At 62.9% G+C, this 17,837-nt stretch carries 17 protein-coding genes (1 of these 17 only partly in view); 2 read left to right on the top strand and 15 right to left on the bottom strand.

Translation table 11 applies throughout. The features are described from left to right. The 3 genes from clpB to rluD all read right to left on the bottom strand — a co-directional run. Nucleotides 1-1,812, bottom strand: the 5' portion of a protein-coding gene (gene clpB, locus ACT7DK_RS03850; RefSeq protein ID WP_445396510.1) for an ATP-dependent chaperone ClpB. The gene continues 762 nt to the left of window position 1, outside the view; the window shows 1,812 of its 2,574 coding nt (coding positions 1-1,812); the start codon lies at nucleotides 1,810-1,812; its stop codon lies beyond the left edge, outside the window. Between the two features lie 110 nt (nucleotides 1,813-1,922). Beyond that, entirely contained in the window at nucleotides 1,923-2,648 is a 726-nt protein-coding gene (gene pgeF / locus ACT7DK_RS03845) for a peptidoglycan editing factor PgeF (RefSeq protein ID WP_445396508.1), read from the bottom strand. Then, complete coding sequence (gene rluD / locus ACT7DK_RS03840; protein ID WP_445396506.1) at nucleotides 2,639-3,619, bottom strand: 23S rRNA pseudouridine(1911/1915/1917) synthase RluD; 981 nt, start codon at nucleotides 3,617-3,619, stop codon at nucleotides 2,639-2,641. The genes pgeF and rluD overlap by 10 nt, the downstream gene beginning before the upstream one ends. A 113-nt stretch (nucleotides 3,620-3,732) precedes the next feature. Between rluD and ACT7DK_RS03835 the strand changes: the two genes are divergently transcribed. Continuing rightward, entirely contained in the window at nucleotides 3,733-4,479 is a 747-nt protein-coding gene (locus ACT7DK_RS03835) for an outer membrane protein assembly factor BamD (protein WP_445396504.1), read from the top strand. 73 nt (nucleotides 4,480-4,552) lie between these two features. Here the strand turns inward: ACT7DK_RS03835 and gshA are convergent, their stop codons facing one another. The 3 genes from gshA to ACT7DK_RS03820 are packed head-to-tail and all read right to left on the bottom strand — an operon-like array spanning nucleotide 4,553 to nucleotide 9,971. Further along, nucleotides 4,553-6,145: a glutamate--cysteine ligase gene (gshA, locus tag ACT7DK_RS03830; protein WP_445396502.1), complete on the bottom strand. Its 1,593-nt coding sequence runs from the start codon at nucleotides 6,143-6,145 to the stop codon at nucleotides 4,553-4,555. A gap of 58 nt (nucleotides 6,146-6,203) precedes the next feature. After that, a complete protein-coding gene (locus ACT7DK_RS03825) occupies nucleotides 6,204-9,008 on the bottom strand; it encodes a M16 family metallopeptidase (protein WP_445396500.1) in 2,805 nt (934 codons plus the stop codon). A gap of 30 nt (nucleotides 9,009-9,038) precedes the next feature. Next, a complete protein-coding gene (locus ACT7DK_RS03820; protein WP_445396498.1) occupies nucleotides 9,039-9,971 on the bottom strand; it encodes an NADP-dependent oxidoreductase in 933 nt (310 codons plus the stop codon). 165 nt (nucleotides 9,972-10,136) lie between these two features. Here ACT7DK_RS03820 and ACT7DK_RS03815 point away from each other — a divergent pair, with 165 nt between their 5' ends. Beyond that, the gene (locus ACT7DK_RS03815; RefSeq protein ID WP_445396496.1) at nucleotides 10,137-10,304 is read left to right on the top strand and encodes a hypothetical protein; all 168 of its coding nucleotides are present in this window, start codon (nucleotides 10,137-10,139) and stop codon (nucleotides 10,302-10,304) included. A gap of 173 nt (nucleotides 10,305-10,477) precedes the next feature. On the opposite strand, the gene ACT7DK_RS03810 is transcribed toward ACT7DK_RS03815, so the two are convergent. The 9 genes from ACT7DK_RS03810 to luxS form a co-directional block, all read right to left on the bottom strand. Continuing rightward, the gene (locus ACT7DK_RS03810; RefSeq protein WP_445396494.1) at nucleotides 10,478-11,215 is read right to left on the bottom strand and encodes a ferredoxin--NADP reductase; all 738 of its coding nucleotides are present in this window, start codon (nucleotides 11,213-11,215) and stop codon (nucleotides 10,478-10,480) included. A gap of 95 nt (nucleotides 11,216-11,310) precedes the next feature. Then, nucleotides 11,311-11,760, bottom strand: a complete 450-nt coding sequence (gene rplI, locus ACT7DK_RS03805) for a 50S ribosomal protein L9 (protein ID WP_445396492.1) — start codon at nucleotides 11,758-11,760, stop codon at nucleotides 11,311-11,313. Nucleotides 11,761-11,800: 40 nt separating this feature from the next. Continuing rightward, nucleotides 11,801-12,028: a 30S ribosomal protein S18 gene (gene rpsR, locus ACT7DK_RS03800; protein ID WP_014291460.1), complete on the bottom strand. Its 228-nt coding sequence runs from the start codon at nucleotides 12,026-12,028 to the stop codon at nucleotides 11,801-11,803. Nucleotides 12,029-12,055: 27 nt separating this feature from the next. Beyond that, complete coding sequence (gene rpsF, locus ACT7DK_RS03795) at nucleotides 12,056-12,427, bottom strand: 30S ribosomal protein S6 (protein ID WP_445396489.1); 372 nt, start codon at nucleotides 12,425-12,427, stop codon at nucleotides 12,056-12,058. A gap of 274 nt (nucleotides 12,428-12,701) precedes the next feature. Next, nucleotides 12,702-13,565: a DMT family transporter gene (locus ACT7DK_RS03790; RefSeq protein WP_445396487.1), complete on the bottom strand. Its 864-nt coding sequence runs from the start codon at nucleotides 13,563-13,565 to the stop codon at nucleotides 12,702-12,704. After that, a complete protein-coding gene (locus tag ACT7DK_RS03785) occupies nucleotides 13,553-14,011 on the bottom strand; it encodes a GNAT family N-acetyltransferase (protein ID WP_445396485.1) in 459 nt (152 codons plus the stop codon). The genes ACT7DK_RS03790 and ACT7DK_RS03785 overlap by 13 nt, the downstream gene beginning before the upstream one ends. Before the next feature lie 17 nt (nucleotides 14,012-14,028). Then, nucleotides 14,029-14,766, bottom strand: a complete 738-nt coding sequence (gene rlmB / locus ACT7DK_RS03780) for a 23S rRNA (guanosine(2251)-2'-O)-methyltransferase RlmB (protein WP_445396483.1) — start codon at nucleotides 14,764-14,766, stop codon at nucleotides 14,029-14,031. A gap of 77 nt (nucleotides 14,767-14,843) precedes the next feature. Beyond that, on the bottom strand, nucleotides 14,844-17,165 hold the full coding sequence (rnr, locus tag ACT7DK_RS03775) for a ribonuclease R (RefSeq protein ID WP_445396481.1): 2,322 nt from the start codon (nucleotides 17,163-17,165) through the stop codon (nucleotides 14,844-14,846). A gap of 129 nt (nucleotides 17,166-17,294) precedes the next feature. Continuing rightward, entirely contained in the window at nucleotides 17,295-17,804 is a 510-nt protein-coding gene (gene luxS / locus ACT7DK_RS03770) for an S-ribosylhomocysteine lyase (protein ID WP_445396479.1), read from the bottom strand. Nucleotides 17,805-17,837 lie beyond the last annotated feature (33 nt).

Below are 17,837 nucleotides of genomic sequence, written 5' to 3'. Positions count from 1 at the left end.
CATGAACAGGAAGGAGCCCACCGGCCGGTTGGGATCGGACAGGCCGGCCCGGCTGCGGCGAATGGCATTGGCCACGGCGTCCACCGCCTCGTCCTGGCCGATCACCTGCTCGTGCAGGCTCTCTTCCATGCGCAGCAGCTTCTCCTTCTCCCCTTCCAGCATCTTGGCCACCGGAATACCGGTCCAGCGCGACAGCACGTCGGCGATCTCTTCATCGGTAACCCGGTTCTTCAGCAGGTGCTGCTCCTGCATCTCGGCCTGGGCGGCCAGATCCAGCTGCTTTTCCAGCTCGGGGATACGACCGTACTGCAACTCGGACATCCGCGTCAGATCGCCGGCACGCCGGGCAGCATCCAGTTCCAGCCGCACCTGCTCCAGCTCGGCCTTGATATGCTGGGTGCCGGCCAGGGCCGCCTTTTCCGATTTCCAGACCTCGTCCAGCTCGGTGTATTCCCGCTCTTTCTCCGCCAGCTCGTCGCGGATCAGCTGCAGCCGCTTGCGGCTGCCCTCGTCGTCTTCCTTCAGCAGCGCCTGCTCTTCCAGCTTGAGCTGGATGATGCGCCGATCCAGCCGGTCCAGCGGCTCTGGCTTGGAGTCGATCTGCAGCCGGATGCTGGAGGCCGCCTCATCGATCAGATCGATGGCCTTGTCGGGCAACTGGCGATCGGCGATATAACGGTGGGACAGGGTCGCCGCCGCGACGATGGCCGGATCGGTGATCTGCACATGGTGGTGCAGTTCGTAGCGCTCCTTCAGGCCGCGCAGTATGGCGATGGTGTCCTCCACCGTCGGCTGGTTGACCAGCACCTTCTGGAAGCGCCGCTCCAGTGCCGCGTCCTTTTCCACATACTGGCGGTATTCGTCCAGGGTGGTGGCGCCCACGCAATGCAGCTCGCCCCGGGCCAGGGCCGGCTTGAGCATGTTGCCCGCGTCCATGGCGCCCTCGCCCTTGCCGGCGCCGACCATGGTATGCAGCTCGTCGATGAAGAGGATGATCTGCCCCTCTTCCTTGGCCAGCTCGTTGAGCAGCGCCTTGAGCCGCTCTTCGAACTCGCCCCTGTACTTGGCGCCGGCCACCAGGGCGCCCATGTCGAGGGACAGCACCCGCTTGTTCTTGAGGCCTTCCGGCACCTCGCCGTTGATGATGCGCTGGGCCAGGCCTTCGACGATGGCGGTCTTGCCCACCCCCGGCTCGCCGATCAACACCGGGTTGTTCTTGGTGCGCCGCTGCAGCACCTGGATGGTACGGCGGATTTCGTCGTCCCGGCCGATCACCGGATCCAGTTTGCCCTGCTCGGCCCGCTCGGTGAGATCTATGGTGTACTTTTCCAGCGCCTGGCGGTTTTCCTCGGCGTTGGGATCGTCCACCTTCTGGCCGCCGCGCACCTGATCGATGGCCTGGGTCAGCTTGTCCTTGGTCAGCCCCACCCGTTTGAGCAGTTCGCCGAGCTCGCCCTTGTCGTCCAGCGCCGCCAGCAGAAAGAGTTCCGAGGAGATGTAGGCGTCCTTGCGCTGCTGGGCCAGCTTGTCGCACTGGTTGAGCAGCCGGCCCAACACCGGCGACACCTGCACGTCCATGTCGCCGCCGCTCACCCTGGGCAGCCGGGCCAGGGCCTTGTCGAGTTCCACCCGCAGGCTGTTGCTGTCCACCCCGGCGGTGGTCAGCAGTGGACGCAGGGTACCGCCCTCCTGGTTGAGCATGGCCAACAGCAGGTGGCTGGGCTCGATGTAGGCGTGATCCCGCCCCAGCGCCGTGGACTGGGCGTCTTGCAGAGCGAGTTGGAATTTACTGGTCAGACGATCAAGACGCATCAGCTTTCTCCTAGAAAGAGCCGCCGGACGGCGGGAGCACAAGAGCCATTACTGATACTAAAGATGGGGGGTTGTGGCCGGATTTCAACCGGCCACAACATAAGTTTTTGCTAATCCAGCCAGATCAGACTGGCCATGCGGCCGGTTCGGCCGTCGCGCCGGTAGGAAAAGAAGCGCTCCGCCTCACTGTGGGTACAGTGCTCTCCGCCATAAATATGGTGCACCCCAGCCGCCGCCAGCCGCAACCGGGCCAGATGGTAGAGATCCGCCAGCCACTTGTCGCCCCGGGGCACGAAGGCATCGGCCGCCAGTGGCGAATGCTCCACGAAGGCCGCCCGAACCTCGGGACCCACTTCGAAGACCGCGGGACCGATGGCCGGCCCCATCCAGGCCAGCACCCGCTCCGGGTCGACCTGCATGGCTTCCAGGGTGGCCTCGAGCACCCCGCCGGCCAGGCCACGCCAGCCGGCATGGGCGGCACCCACCACTGTGCCGGCGTCATCGCAGAACAACACCGGCAGGCAGTCGGCGGTCATTACCACGCATACCTGGCCCGCGGTGCGGGTCACCACGGCATCGGCGGTGTGATCAACACCTGACACTGGCAGGGTCAGCACCCGGGTGCCGTGCACCTGCTCCAGCCATACCGGCTCCGCCGGCAGGTTGAGGTAAGCCCCCAACCGCTCCCGGTTGGTGGCCACGTCCTGAGCTCTGTCTCCCACATGGGCGCCCAGGTTGAGGCTGTTGAAGGGCGCCTTGCTCACGCCACCGTGACGGCAGCTTTGAGCGGCGCAGACATTGGCCGGCGCCGGCCAGTCGGGCAGTATCACATCCATACCAGCTCGTCCGGGTTGGCCCTGGTGTCGGCACGCAGCACCTCGACCAGCTCGATCATGTCCTCGGGCACGGGAGCGTGCCATTCCATCAGTTCGCCGCTGATGGGATGGGCCAGGCGCAGCATTACCGCGTGCAGCGCCTGGCGCTTGAAGCCGCGCAGGAACTCCAGCAATTCGGGGCTGGCACCGCGTGGTGGCTTGAGCCGGCCGCCGTAGACGGGATCCCCCACCAGGGGATGCTTGAGATAGGCCATGTGCACCCGGATCTGATGGGTGCGACCGGTCTCGAGCCGCAACCGCAGCCGGGTATGGGCCCGGAACTTTTCCATCACCCGGTAGTGGGTGATCGCCGGCTTGCCGGTCGGGGTCACCGCCATCTGGATGCGCTGGGTAGGGTGGCGGCCGATATTGGCGTCCACGGTGCCGCCGGCGGTCATATGGCCAATGGCCACCGCCTCGTATTCCCGGGTGATGTCCCGCGCCTGCAAGGCAGCCACCAGGTGGGTCTGAGCCGGCACCGTCTTGGCCACCACCATCAGGCCGGTGGTGTCCTTGTCGAGCCGGTGTACTATGCCGGCCCGGGGCACTTCGGCGATACCGGGGCAATGGTGCAGCAGGGCATTGAGCAGGGTGCCGTCCGGGGTGCCGGCGCCGGGGTGGACTACCAGACCGGCGGGCTTGTTGATCACCAGGATATGGTCGTCTTCATAGACGATATTGAGCTCAATGGCCTCGGGTTCGAACCGCACCTCGTCTTCCAGCTCGGCATTCACCACTACCTGCTGCCCCGGCAACACCTTTTCCCGGGGTTTGCTCACGACCGCGCCATCCAGCCGCACCTGCTCCTGCTGGATCCAGGTTTTTATACGGGATCGGGAATAATCGGGGAACATTTCCGCCAACGCTTGATCCAAACGTTGACCGTATTGATGATCGGCGACCACGCCGCTCAGTTCGATTTGTTGGCTCATAGAGACCACTGGTTACCAAAAGATGTTTAATTGGGTATTCTAGCGGTTCTTGATGCAGAGCTTAATCAGTTTCCACTTACTTAGTTTCCGACCCGCAAAAATGGACTCACTCAATGGCTAGACAACGAAGCTTATGGCTCACCCTGACTCTTACCCTGGCGCTGGCCGCCACCGGTTGCTCCAGCACCCAGAAGGATGCGGTGCCGGACGAGCCGCCCGAGGTGCTCTATCAGGATGCCCAGGAGCGCTTGCAGGCGGGCAACTTCATCCGCGCCGCCGAGTTACTCGAAGCCATGGACTCCCGTTATCCGTTCGGCCCCTACTCCCACCAGGTACAGCTTGATCTCATCTATGCCTATTACAAGCAGGACGACAGTGCTCGGGCGTTGGCCAATATCGATCGCTTCATCCGTCTCAACCCCAACCACCCGAATGTGGACTACGCCCAGTACATGCGTGGCCTGACCAATATGGCCGTCGATTACAACTTCTTCCAGGAGCTGCTCAATATCGACCGGGCCGACCGGGATCCGGCCTATGCCCGCCAGGCCTTCGCCGATTTCCGCCAGCTGTTGCGCCAGCATCCGGACAGCGTCTATGCCGCCGATGCCCGGGCCCGGATGATCAGCCTGAAAAACCGCCTGGCCAAGTACGATTTGGCGGTGGCCCAGTTCTATATGAAACGCGGCGCCTGGCTGGCGGCCGCCAACAGGGCCAAGTTCGTGGTGCAGTCCTATCCGGACACCGACACCATGAAGCCGGCCCTGGAAATCATGGCCGACGCCTATGGCTCTCTGGGCCTGACCGACATGGCGAACAACGCCAAGTCGGTGCTGCGGGCCAACTACCCCAACAACTGAGCCTCATCCACTACCCCCAAAACCAGCAGGCCCCGCATTGGCGGGGCCTGCTGGTTTCAGGGAGCCACAAGGCTCACAACTGCTGATCGCTGAAATAGGCGCTCAGGAAGTCGTCGAAGCTCAGGGTGTCGGAACGCTCTATCTTGCGCTGGCGGGCCAGGGAGCGCACGCCTTCTTCATCGAAGTAACTGTCCTCCCAGTAGCGGGGCCGGCCGTTCAGCAGTTGCTCGTGATAACGACCGGACAAGGCCAGACCGAAGGGCAGTATGTCCTGGTCGCTTTGCCGCAGCTCGCTCAGCACCCGGGCCGACAGGGTCAGGGAGGGGTCATGAATGGCCGCCAGCTGCTGGCGATGCGCCTCCCGGTAACAGCCCCGGCCGCAGCAGGAGTCCAGCAGCCGGGCGACATCGGCCAGTTCACCGAAGTAGCGCTCGCCCAGTGCCTGCAGGCTCAGGCGTTCGCCACCGGACACTTCCAGCTCCAGGCCGGGCTTGCGTCCTTCCAGCACCACCTTGGTGAAGTTGCGTCTGTTGAGGGCGATCTCCTCCTCGCCCAGGGGCGCGGAAGGGGTCAGCAGGCACCACAGCAGGAAGGTGTCCAGGAAACGGATCTGGGACTGCTCTATGCCCACCGCCGCGAAGGGGTTGACGTCGATGGAACGCACCTCGATATATTCCACCCCGCGCGAGTCCAACGCCTGGGAGGGCTTCTCGCCGCTCTCGGTGGTGCGTTTGGGACGGATAGGGGCGTACAGTTCATTCTCTATCTGCAGTACATTGTCGTTGAGCTGGCGGTATTCGCCGTCCACCTTCACCCCGATTTTGGCGAACTCCGCCGCATGGGTGCCGATGGCCCGGCGCAGGGACGCCACGTACTGATCCAGGCTGTTGAGAGATATATTGAGCCCGGCCTGGGCGTTGTTGGTATAGCCCAGATCCGACAGCCGCAGCGAGGTGGCGTAGGGCAGGTAGAGGGTGCCCTTGCCCAGCCGCTCGAACGGCAGGTGGTGATCCTTGCCCTTGAGGAAGGAGCCGCACAAGGCCGGCGAGGCACCGAACAGGTAGGGGATCAGCCAGCCGAAACGATAAACATTGCGGATAAGCCCCAGGTAGGCCTCGGACACGAAATCCTGCAGGCAGCCGCCGTTACCCTCCAGCTGGTGCCATTCGCTCCAAAAGCTGTCGGGCATGGAAAAGTTGAAATGCACCCCGGCGATCACCTGCATCCGGCTGCCGTAGCGGTGGTGCAGCCCCTGTCGGTACAGGGTCTTCATCCGGCCTATGTTGGAGCTGCCGTACTGGGCCAGGGGAATGTGCTCGTCCCCCTTCAACAGGCAAGGCATGCTGAGCGGCCAGAGCTGCTCGTTGTCCAGGTGGCGCACTACATAGCGGTGGATGTCGGTCAACTGGGCCAGCAGTATCTCCACCGAGTCCGACACCGGGGTGATGAACTCCATCAACGACTCGGAAAAGTCGGTGGTGATATTGGCGTGGGTCAGGGCCGAGCCCAGACTGGCCGGATGAGGGGTCTGGGCCAGATGGCCGTCGGCGGTGATGCGCAGGCATTCGCGCTCGATACCGCGACGGATACCCTTGATGGCGGGCAGCCGCTCGGGCGCTTGCAGGGCGAGGATCCGTTCGGCCAGGGAAAGGGTTGTCTCTGTCATTTGTGGTTACTCTGTGGCGCGGGCCTGTCGGGCAGACCCGCGGGAGGCCTCGGCCTCGTCAGTCAATGGTCAAATCCTGCACCGGAAGATTGAGTTGCGCCAGCGATTTTTCAAGTTTTGCCTTGTCGCCGACCACCACGATCACCATGTCGTCGGGCTTGAGCCACTGGCCGGCCACCTCGGTCAGGCGGGCGCCGTCGATGGCGGTCACTATCTGCTGCTGCTCGCTCAGGTAATCCGGCGACAGCTCCATCATCGCCAGTTGTAGCAAAAAACCGGCTTTCTGGCTCAGGGTTTCATAGGCCAGGGCATCCTGCTGGGAATAGCTGCTGCGCAGGTAGGACAGCTCCGCCGGATTGGGCCCTTCGGCCTTGAAGCGGGCAAACTCCGCCAGTATGTTCTCGATGGCCGGTACCGTCACGTCACCGCGTACGTCGGTGGCCACCACAAACACCCCCGCATCCCGGTTGCCGGTAAAGAAGGAGTTGGCGCCATAGGTAAACCCCTTGTTCTCCCGCAGGTTCTGGTTGATGCGGCTGTTGAAATTGCCACCCAGGTTGAAATTCATCAGGTTAGCGTGGAAGAAGGGACCGGTGGCGTCCAGCGGCAAGGCACGCCGGCCGATACGCAGCGCCGACTGTACCGAGCCGGGCACGTCCACCAGGTAGACCCCACCCCGGGCCGGCTGGGGAACCACCCGCACCGGCGGCAGTTCAGCAGCCTCGCCCTGCCAGCGACCGAGGAAGGCGAAGGCCTCCCTGGCCTGCTCGGGTGCCAGATCCCCGGCCACTATTACATGGCCATTGGCCGGATTGTAGAAGCGCTTATAGAAGCCCTTCACCTGCTCCAGGGTCAGGGCAGCCACCGTATCGGTCCGGCCGTCGTCCGGCAGCCCCATGCGAGTGTCGCCGTACATCAGCTTGCGGAAAGCGTGCTGAGCCAGCCAGGAAGGCTGATGCCGGCTCTGGGCCATGCCCTCCAGCATACGCGCCTTGACCTGCTCAAAGTCCTGCTCGCGCAAGCCCGGGCTGAACAGCAGTTCTTCCACCAAATCCAGGGTCCGGGGCAGGTTTTCGGTCAGGCTGGTGATCTCGATCAGGTTGGTGTAGAAGCCGCTGCGTACATTGACGCTGGCACCCAGGCGCTCCAGCGCCTCGCTGAATTCACCATTGGTGAGTTGTGCCGACCCCTGATTCATCATGGCCGCGGTTAGCGCCGCCAGCCCCTCCTCCCCTTCTGCCTCGGCCCGTTGGCCACCGGGCAACGCCAGTATCACCGACACCACCGGGATCTCGTCGTTGAGGGTACCCAGTAGCTGGACATTGTTGTCCAGGGTATGGCGCCACAAGGGAGGCACCCTTACCTGCACCGGTTCCCCGGTCTCCGGCATCCGGCTGCGGTCGAAATTGTCCACCACCTCGCGCAGTGGCAGTTCGTCGATATGGACCCACTCGGGGAGTTGCCGCTCGGGCGTCTGGTAATCCGGCTCGGCCGCCTGCCATGCCGTCTTGCCCTTGGGGACCACGCTCAAGACGGCACTGGGTTTATCCTGCAGATACTGGCCGTAGACCGCCCGAACATCGGCCGGTGAGGTATCCGCCAGTTGGCGCCAGGCGTTGATGACATAGAGGGGATCGTCCTTCAGCACCTGGCCCAGGGCCAGTTGCCGCGCCTTGCCCTGGCTGCTGTCGAGGCCCAGGATCAGCTCGGCCCGCAGTTGGGTCACCGCCTTGTCGACGTCATCGGCGTCGATGCCCCGCTCATGGATAGCCGCGATGATGCGGTCGATCTCCTGTTTGAGGCCGGCCAGAGAGCCGTCCCGGGAGGGATTGCCATAGGCCCAGATGCTGAAGGTACAGGCCAGCTCGGCACAGTAATGGCTGGCGCCGGCGCCCACCGCCCTGCCAGTCTCCACCAGTTGCTGGTAGAGCAGGGAACTCTTGCCGCCGCCCAGCACATTGGCCAACACGTCCAGTGCCGCCTCCTGCTCATGGCCCAGATGGACGGTAGGATAGGAAACATAGAGCATCGGCAGGCGGATACGGGGATCCTCCAGGGTCTGGTGCCGGCTCTGCTCAAGCCGGGCCGGTCTGGGCTCGGCCCGCTCCACCGCGGGGCCGGCGGGGATGGGGCTAAAATACTTATCCACCCACGCCAGGGTCTGTTCGAGCTCAAAGTCACCGGAAATCACCAGGGTAGCGTTGTTGGGGCCATACCAACGCAGGAAGAAGGCCTTGAGATCATTCACATCGACCCTGTCCAGATCCTCCACATAACCGATGGGTTGCCAACTGTAGGGATGGTCACGCGGGTAGAGCAGCTCGCCCATGCGCTCACCCACCAGGCCGTAGGGCTGGTTGTCGACCCGCTCGGCACGCTCGTTCTTGACCGTCTCCCGCTGGATCTCGAATTTCCGCTGGCTCACCGCCTCCAGCAGGAAGCCCATGCGATCCGCCTCCAGCCAGAGTACCTTCTCCAGGTGGTTGGCGGGTACCGTCTGGAAATAATTGGTCCTGTCCTGGTTGGTGGTGCCGTTCATGGTGCCACCGGCTTCGTTGATCAGGCGGAAATGCTCCTGATCGCCCACGTGCTTGGAGCCTTGGAACATCATGTGCTCGAAGAAATGGGCGAAACCGGTCTGATCCGCCTCCTCCCGGGCCGAGCCCACGTGATAGGTCATTTCCACGTGCACCAGGGGATCGGACTTGTCCTGATTGAGGAGCAGGGTCAGACCATTGTCCAGCCGGTACATCCGGTAGGGGATGACCAGCTCATCCTGCCCCTTGTCGACCTCCGCCACCAGAACGGGGGCGGCAGGCGCCAGCAAGGGACACAACAGCAATAACAGGGACCAGTACTTCATGGTGTTTCCTTAAATAAACAAGCCGGGCAATCAGCCCTTGAGCAGCACCTTGCCTTGGGTGTGGCCGCTCTCAATCTGGCGGTGGGCCGCCGGGCCATCGACCAGGGGGAAGATCCGGCTCACCGTCACCCTCAGCCGGCCCTGGGCGATCATCCGCACCAGTTGGGCCAGCTGTTCGTTGTCGATGCGCCTGAGCATGCCGGTGGCCTTGAGGCCCCGAGCCTCGGCGGCGGCGATAACCTGTTCGGCGGTGATGGTCGGCACCGTCACCACCCGGCCACCAGGTTTCACATGAGACAAAAGTGCCTCCCCGGAAGTTCCGCCCACCAGATCGAAGAGCAGATCCACCGGTGCCAGGGCATCCAAGGCAGCCTGATCCCGGTAATCGATCACCTCATCCGCCCCCAGTCCCCACAGGAAATCATGGTTGTTGGGCGAGGCCAAAGCCACCACGGTCGCGTCCAGGTCCTTGGCCAGCTGTACCGACAGGTGGCCGACGCCACCGGCGGCGGCGGAGATCAGCACCCGTTCACCGGCCTGGAGAGTGCCGTAATCGGTCAGCCCCTGCCAGGCGGTGGCGCCGGCCAAGGACAAGCCGGCGGCCATTTCATCGCTGACCCCCTCCGGTACCAGCAACAACTCCTCCGCTTCGACCACCAGTTCTTCACTGTAGCCACCACCGGCCACCAGGCCAAACAACCGGTCGCCAAGCTGGTAGCGATTGACCTCCAACCCCAGCTCCAGCACGGTGCCCATCACTTCGAAACCGGGAGACCAGGGCAATTTGTCCTTGATGGCCTGAGCCCCCCAGCCCAGGCCGGCCCGGGTCTTGGCATCGATGGGGTTAACCCCGGCATAGTGCATCTTGAGTCGGACCTGGCTGGGTGCCAGGACCGGCCGCTCCACTTCGACCAACTTGAGTTGATCCGCATCGCCAAAGGCCTGGATGACCAATTGTTTCATGTTTCGCTCCTTCCACATTCTCGGTGGCCCACCGGGCAGACCGCACCATAGCACGGCTTCAACTGGCCCTGAATGATAATTGGCTCGACTATGCTCTATTGATACAGTGCACAATGGGTAACCGCCATATCAAACCACATGCGATTCACCAAAAGGCCCTTTACTATGACCCGACTGTTCTTGCTTCCCCTGATCCCGGCCCTGTTTTGGTATTTGTTCTTGCTTTACAACCGCATTCCCATCAAGCAGGGTGCCAGAGTGTTCTACTGGATTATCGGCCTGGGCTGGGCGCTGGCCGCTTTCTTGAGCCTGATGATGTTCTTGACCCGTTGACACAAGGCCGGAAGCCAGAAGAAACACCATGAAGCATGCAGATACCGTATTGGGTCTGCAACTTATCGTTTCCAAAAACCTGGGTTCAATCCCTCGATACCAAAGCAAGCCTCGGCGCACGGCAAACCACTCGAGCGGCTTCCCGCTTAAAGCTTCAAGCATAACGCCGCTGTTCACCAGTAATTTTCCATCAGGATCTGACCGGGTTTGCGGCGCAAGTGCTTTTCCAGTCCCCGGCGTTTGAGTTCATGAATGGTATCCCGCACCATCTGCGGGTTGCCGCACAGCATGATCCGGCTGTGCTCGGGGCTGAAGGACAAGCCCACGCGGGCTTCGAGCCGGCCATCGGCGATGGCCTGGGTGATCCTGCCCGGCTCGGCACCTGCCGCCTCCTCCCGGGACACGAAGGGCACGTAGTGGAAGCCGGCTCGATCGTTGGTCAGGGCCAGGATGCGCTCCCGGTAACCCAGCTCTTCGGCCAGGCGCACCCCGTGCACCAACACGATATGTTCAAACTGCTCCCAGCAAGTGCCTTCGGCCAGTATGGATACAAAGGGACCGACCCCTGTGCCGGTGGCAATCAGCCAGAGGTCCCGCCCCGGCGGTACTTCATCCAGGGTGAGGAAGCCCGCGGCGGTGCGTTGTACCAGCAGCTCGTCGCCGACCGTCAGGTCAGCCAGGTAAGGGGTCAGTTGGCCTTCGGGAATGGTGACCAGGTAAAATTCGGGATCCTGCCCCGGAGCATTGACGTAGGAATAGGCCCGGGCCACTTTTTTATCCTCGGTATTCAACGCCAGCTTGGTGAACTGGCCGGCCTGGAAGGGAGCAACCTCAGCCTCCACCACCAGGGAGAACAGATTTTCCGACCATTGCCTGCGCGCCTTGACCTTGCCCGTGATCCACTCTGCCATCGGCTTGCCTCCGTCAGGGTTTACCTCACTTTAGCCTTATTACGGGCAATAAAAAACCCGCGCCAGGCGCGGGTTTTTTCAAGCGACAGTCAAACTTAAGCAGCAACAACCTGCAGTTTAACGGTGGCTTTAACGTCGGCGTGCAGTTGCACACCCACTTCGTACTCGCCGACGTTGCGCAGCACGCCGTCGTACAGGCGAACTTCGCTCTTGGCCACGGCAACACCGGCAGCGGTGATGGCGTCGGCCACGTCACGGGCACCGATGGAGCCGAACAGCTTGCCTTCGTCGCCGGACTTGGAGGCGATAACAACGCCTTCCAGCGCGGTCAGTTGATCGGCACGCGCCTGGGCGGCGGCCAGTTGGTCAGCCAGTTTGGCTTCCAGCTCGGCGCGGCGGGCTTCAAAAGCCGCCACGTTGTCCTTGGTGGCCAGCACGGCTTTGCCCTGGGGCAGCAGGAAGTTACGGGCGTAGCCGGACTTAACGGTTACCTGGTCACCCAGGCCACCCAGCTTGGCGATTTTATCAAGCAGAATAACTTGCATTATTACCTTTCCTCTTTAAGGGAACGAGTTAGGCCGCTGCTTACTTGTGCAGATCGGTGTAAGGCAGCAGGGCCAGGTAACGAGCGCGTTTGATCGCACGTGCCAGCTGACGCTGATACTTGGCGCGGGTACCGGTGATGCGGCTCGGTACGATTTTACCGGACTCGGTGATGTAGTTTTTCAGGGTAGCGATGTCTTTGTAATCGATCTCGGTAACACCGTCAGCGGTGAAACGGCAGAACTTACGACGACGGAAATAACGTGCCATGATTCTCTTCCTCTACTAAAACGTGGATTACTCGGCAGCAGCTTCTGCACGAGCGTCGTCACGACGGGGCTGACGCTCTTCTTTGGCCTTGGCCATTTCGGAAGGCTCGGTGACAGCATGCTTGGTACGCATGATCATGTTGCGCAGCACGGCGTCGTTGTAGCGGAAGTTGGTTTCCAGCTCGTCGATCACGGCCTGGTCGGCTTCCACGTTCATCAGAACGTAGTGGGCCTTGTGCAGCTTGTTGATCGGGTAAGCCAGCTGACGGCGGCCCCAGTCTTCCAGGCGGTGGATCTGACCACCGGAAGTGGTGATGGCGCCGGTGTAGCGCTCGATCATACCGGGAACCTGTTCACTCTGGTCAGGGTGAACCATGAATACGATTTCGTAATGACGCATGGATTGCTCCTTACGGGTTATAGCCTCTGCGCGGGCTCAGTCACACCAGCGGAGGCAAGGAACGTATGGTTTAATGACTGATTTTAAGGCCGCATAGTGTAAGGGATAACCGGGGGAAAAGAAAGCCTTAAGCTGTGAGCTGGAAGCCGAAAGCTGCCCGAAGGTTTTTAAGGTTGCCTTGAACAGCGGCCTCAGCGGTGCAGGCATGAAGCCACCAGCCCACAGCAATGCTGTTTGTCTTCCGGCTTCTGGCTTCAAGCTTCCAGCTAAAGCGTCAGCGCAACCGCCGCTGCAGGCCGATGGCAACGATCACGATGGCCGCGCCCAGGTAGACATTCCAGGCCGGGAACTCGGCGAACAGCGCCATGCCCATCAGGGTGACGAAAATCAGCCCCGAATACTCGCTGGCGGCAATCTTGCTGGCCTCGGCCATGGCGTAGGCCTGCACGCACACTCCCTGGTAGACGATGCCGAGCAGGGTGCTGCCCACCAGCAACCACCAGACCTCGGCCTCGATCGGCTGCCATTCCGGCAGCGCCAGGACCAGGCTGACCGGAATGGCCAGTGCCTGGGTCAGGAACAGGGTGGCCAGCACCGACCGGCCCCGGGGCAGACGGCGCACCAGCACATTGCTGGCCGCCATGGCAAAGGCGGTAAGCAGCGCCAGCCAGCCGGCCCAGTGCCACCCGGCCGGGTTGAGCACCACCAGTATGCCGCCAAAGCCGAGCAGGCTGACGCCATAGGCCGGCAGGCGAACCTGCTCCCGGTTCAACAGGGCGGCCAGCGGCAGCGTCAGCAGGGGAGCGGCGTAGAACACCGCGTTGGCGGTGGCCAGGGGCAGATGGATCAGGCTCACGAACACGCAGACCGAGCCCATCAGCAACAGGTGGCCACGCAGCAGGTGGACTTTCCATTGCCCCAGCCCCCTGCGTTCCCGGGGCAGTCGCCACCAGAACGGCAGCAGCAGCAACGAAGTCATCACGAAGCGCAGAAACACGTACTGGTAGGGTCCGACCTCGGTGCGCCCGAGCAGCTTGACCAGCACATCGCCGAAGGAAATGATCAGGTTGCCGAGCACCAGCAGCAGTATCGCCAGCAACTGGCGGTCGGCGGCCATGCGTGCCCTTATTCGTTGCACCCGAGTTCCATCTGCTGGTGGGGGATGCCATCTTCCAGGTATTCGGGCCCCAGGGGCACGAAGCCCAGGGAAAGGTAGAAATCCCGCACATAGGTCTGGGCACCGAGCTTGAGTGGCCGTCCGGGCCAGTACTCGCCCGCCGCCGCCATGGCGCGCCGCATCAGCTCTCGGGCCAGCCCCTGCCCCCTCGCCTGCCGGACCACCGCCACCCGACCAATCCAGACCTCACCGGGCGCCTGCGCGCCCGGCCCCAGGAGCCGTGCCGTGGCCAGCAGTTGCCCGCCCCGCCACAGGTTGAGATGGCGCGTTTGCGGATGCAGGTCCAGTCCGTCCGGATCCTGGTAGGCGCAGTCCTGCTCCACCACGAAGATCTCGCAGCGCAGCGCCAGCATCTGGTAGAGCTGGGCGGCACTCAGCTCATCGAAGGCGGCGAGTTGCCAGTTCATGGCACCTTCTCCGTCCATCATAGGGAGCGCTGGCGCACCATCTCGAACAGACAGATGCCGGTGGCCACCGATACATTCAGGCTGGACACCGACCCCGCCATGGGGATGCTCACCAGTTCGTCGCAGTGCTCCCGGGTCAGCCGGCGCATGCCCTTGCCCTCGGCGCCCATCACCAGCGCCAGGGCCCCGGTCAGTTTGGCCTGGTACAGACTGTGGTCCGCCTCGCCGGCGGTGCCCAGCACCCAGACCCCCCTGCCCTGCAGGCTGCGCAGGGTGCGAGACAGGTTGGTCACCTGGAACAGCGGCACCGTTTCGGCGGCGCCGCAGGCCACCTTGCGCGCCACCGGCGTCAGGCCGGCGGACTTGTCCTTGGGCACGATGACGCCGTGCACCCCGGCGGCATCGGCGGTGCGCAGGCAGGCGCCCAGGTTGTGGGGATCGGTGACGCCGTCCAGCACCAGCAGCAGGGGATTGGGCTGGCTGTCGAGTAGGGCGTCCAGATCCGCCTCGTTCAGGGCCGGCTGCGCCTTGACCCGGGCCACCACCCCCTGGTGCTGGTGCCCCTCCGCCTTGCCGTCCAGGGTCTGGCGGCTGGCGAACTGGACCTTGACCCCCACCGCCTGCAAACGGCTCTGCAGCCCCTGCAAGCGGGCATCCTCTCGGCCTTTCAGCAGCCAGACTTCGAGGATGTGTTCGGGATGGGATTCCAACGCGGCATCCAGGGCGTGGATGCCGAAAATCAGTTCACTACTCATGTAAATTCTCGGATTAGGGATTGGAGAGCGTGGACTGAGGCGGCGCTATTCCCCCCAGTTCCCGCTCTCTGACTCGATCAACGGCGTTTTTTGTTGCGGGAGCGGGACTTTTCGCCTTTTTCTCCCTTGTCGCCGCTCTTGGGCTTGGCCCGCTGGCGTGACTTGAGGTTTTTCGCACCCTTGCCGGTTTTGGCCCCGGTGGACAACGCATCTTCCACCAGCTCGAAATCGATCTTGCGATCGTCCAGGTTCACCGCCATCACCTTGACCTTGACCTTGTCGCCCAGGCGGTAGCGGCGGCGGAAGGTCTCGCCGATGAGCATCTGGCGGGCCGGATCGAACTGGTAGTAGTCGTTCTGCAGGCTGGAGATATGCACCAGGCCGTCGATATGGATCTCGTCCAGGCGCACGAAGAAACCGAAGCCGGTGACATTGGCGATGGTGCCGCCGAACTCGCTGCCCACATGATCGAGCATGTATTCGCACTTGAGCCAGTCGGCCACGTCGCGGGTGGCGTCGTCGGCCCTCCGCTCGGTCAGGGAGCAGTGCTCACCCATGGGCGCCACTTCGTCGTACTGGTAGTGGATGCCGCCGGTGGGCGTCCACTTGCCGCTGGGGTTGCCCTGCAGCCTGGCCAGCTGGAACTTGATAGACCGGTGCAACACCAGATCCGGGTAGCGGCGGATGGGCGAGGTGAAGTGGGCGTAGGACTTCAGCGCCAGGCCGAAGTGGCCCATGTTGTCGGCCTGGTAGACCGCCTGCTTCATGGAGCGCAGCAGCATGGTCTGGATAAGCTCCGCGTCCGGCCTGTCCTTGATCTGCTCGGCCAGCAGGGCGTAGTCCGCAGGCTGCGGCTCCAGCCCGCCCTTGAGCTCCAGCCCCAGCTCGCCGAGGAAGCTGCGGAAGCCGGTGAGCTTTTCCTCGCCCGGCTTGTCGTGCACCCGGAACAGGGCGTGGGCGTCCTGCTTCTCGATAAAGCGGGCAGCGGCCACGTTGGCCATGATCATGCACTCTTCGATGATCTTGTGGGCATCGTTGCGCACCAGGGGCACGATGCGCTCTATCTTGCGCTGGGGGTTGAACACGAAGCGGGTTTCCTCGCTCTCGAATTCCACCGCCCCGCGCTGGTGGCGGGCCTCCTTCATCGCCTGATAGAGCCGGTTCAGCTCTTCCAGATGGGGCACCAGGGGCGAGTAACGTTCGCGCAGGCCCTCGTCCCCTTCCAGGATGGCGGCCACCTTGGTATAGGTCAGACGGGCATGGGAGTTCATCACCGCCTCGTAGAACTTGAAGCCGGACAGCTTGCCGGTGGCGGAGACCGTCATCTCCGCCACCATGCACAGGCGATCGACCTGGGGATTGAGCGAGCACAGGCCGTTGGACAGCACCTCGGGCAACATGGGGATCACCTGCTCGGGGAAGTACACCGAGTTGCCCCGCTGGTAGGCTTCGCTGTCGAGGGCGGTCCCTGGACGCACATAGTAGGACACGTCGGCGATGGCCACCCACAGCCGCCAGCCGCCGGAACGCTTGGGCTGGCAGAAGACGGCGTCGTCGAAGTCGCGGGCATCTTCCCCGTCGATGGTCACCAGGGGCAGGTCGCGCAGATCCTTGCGGCCCTTTTTGGCCTCTTCCGGCACCTGTTCGGTCAGCTTGGCGATCTCCTGTTTCACTTCTTCCGGCCAGACATGGGGAATACCGTGGCTGCGCAGGGCGATCTCGATCTCCATGCCCGGATCCATGGTCTCACCCAGTACCTCGGTCACCTTGCCGATGCCGGTCATGCGCCGGGTAGGCCGCTGGGTAATGGCGATCACCACCACCTGGCCCATGCGTGCGCCCATGGTCTCGCCCTGGGGAATGAGGATGTCCTGGGCGATGCGGCTGTCGTCCGGCACCACGTAGCTGACCCCCTGCTCCACGAAATAGCGCCCCACCACGTTCAGGTCGCGGGACTGGAGCAGGCGCACCAGACGGGCCTCGCGTCGGCCCTTGGCATCGAAGCGCAGGGGCTGCACCAGCACGTAGTCGCCGTGCATCAAGGCATCCATTTCCCGCTGGGCCAGGAAGAGATCGCCACCGCCGTCGTCGGGACGAACGAAGCCGAAGCCTTCCCGGTGGCCGATGACATGGCCCTTTACCAGATTGAGCTTGTCGGGCAGGGCGTAGCACTGGTTGCGGGTAAACACCAGCTGGCCATCCCGCTCCATGGCGCGCAGGCGGCGGCGCAGGGCCTCGGCCTGCTCCTCGCCTTCGAGGGCCAGCTCGGCAAAGAGGTCGTCCCGGGAGACCGGCGTCTGCCGGGCCTTGATGTGCTCAAGGATAAACTCCCGGCTGGGAATGGGGTTATCGTATTTTTCGGCTTCCCGTTGAAGGAAAGGGTCTTGGTGTTGTGACATAAAGTGGTCCATTTGAGCACTGCAATAAGGGAAGTATATCAGCAGAGAAAGAATAAAGAGTGACAGGGCACCCGGTTAAGCCAGTGCTTGCTCGGGCCGGACGCCTTGCCGCTTGGGGAAGCCGGAGACTTAGAGGTTTTTCAGCATGGCTTCCGGTAGTTGGAGCGCCTGATTGCTGTTGATGCCGATGCCGCGCTCGATGATGTTGCGGGCGATGAGCTTGGCCTCGTCCAGGGAGTGCATCACATAGGTACCGCACTGGTACTCATTCAGTTCGGGGATCTGGGACTGATCCTCCACCCTGAGCACATCTTCCATCGCCGCCTTCCAGGCGTCGGCCACCCGTTGCTCGTCCGGCGCGCCGACCAGGCTCATGTAGAAACCGGTGCGGCAGCCCATGGGGGAGATATCGATGATCTCTACTCCCTCGCCGTTGAGGTGGTTGCGCATGAAGCCGGCAAACAGGTGCTCCAGGGTGTGGATGCCCTTCTCCGACAGGATTTCCTTGTTCGGCAGGCAGAAACGCAGATCAAACACGGTGATGGTGTCGTTGTGGGGAGTCGCCATGGTCTTGGCGACCCGCACCGCCGGGGCCTCCATACGGGTATGGTCGACGGTAAAACTGTCCAGCAGTGGCATGGAGTATTCCTCGATAAAGTCAATTAAGGGCGA

The sequence above is a fragment of the Zobellella sp. An-6 genome (assembly GCF_052487945.1).
This window is presented reverse-complemented; position numbering and strand designations above follow the sequence as displayed.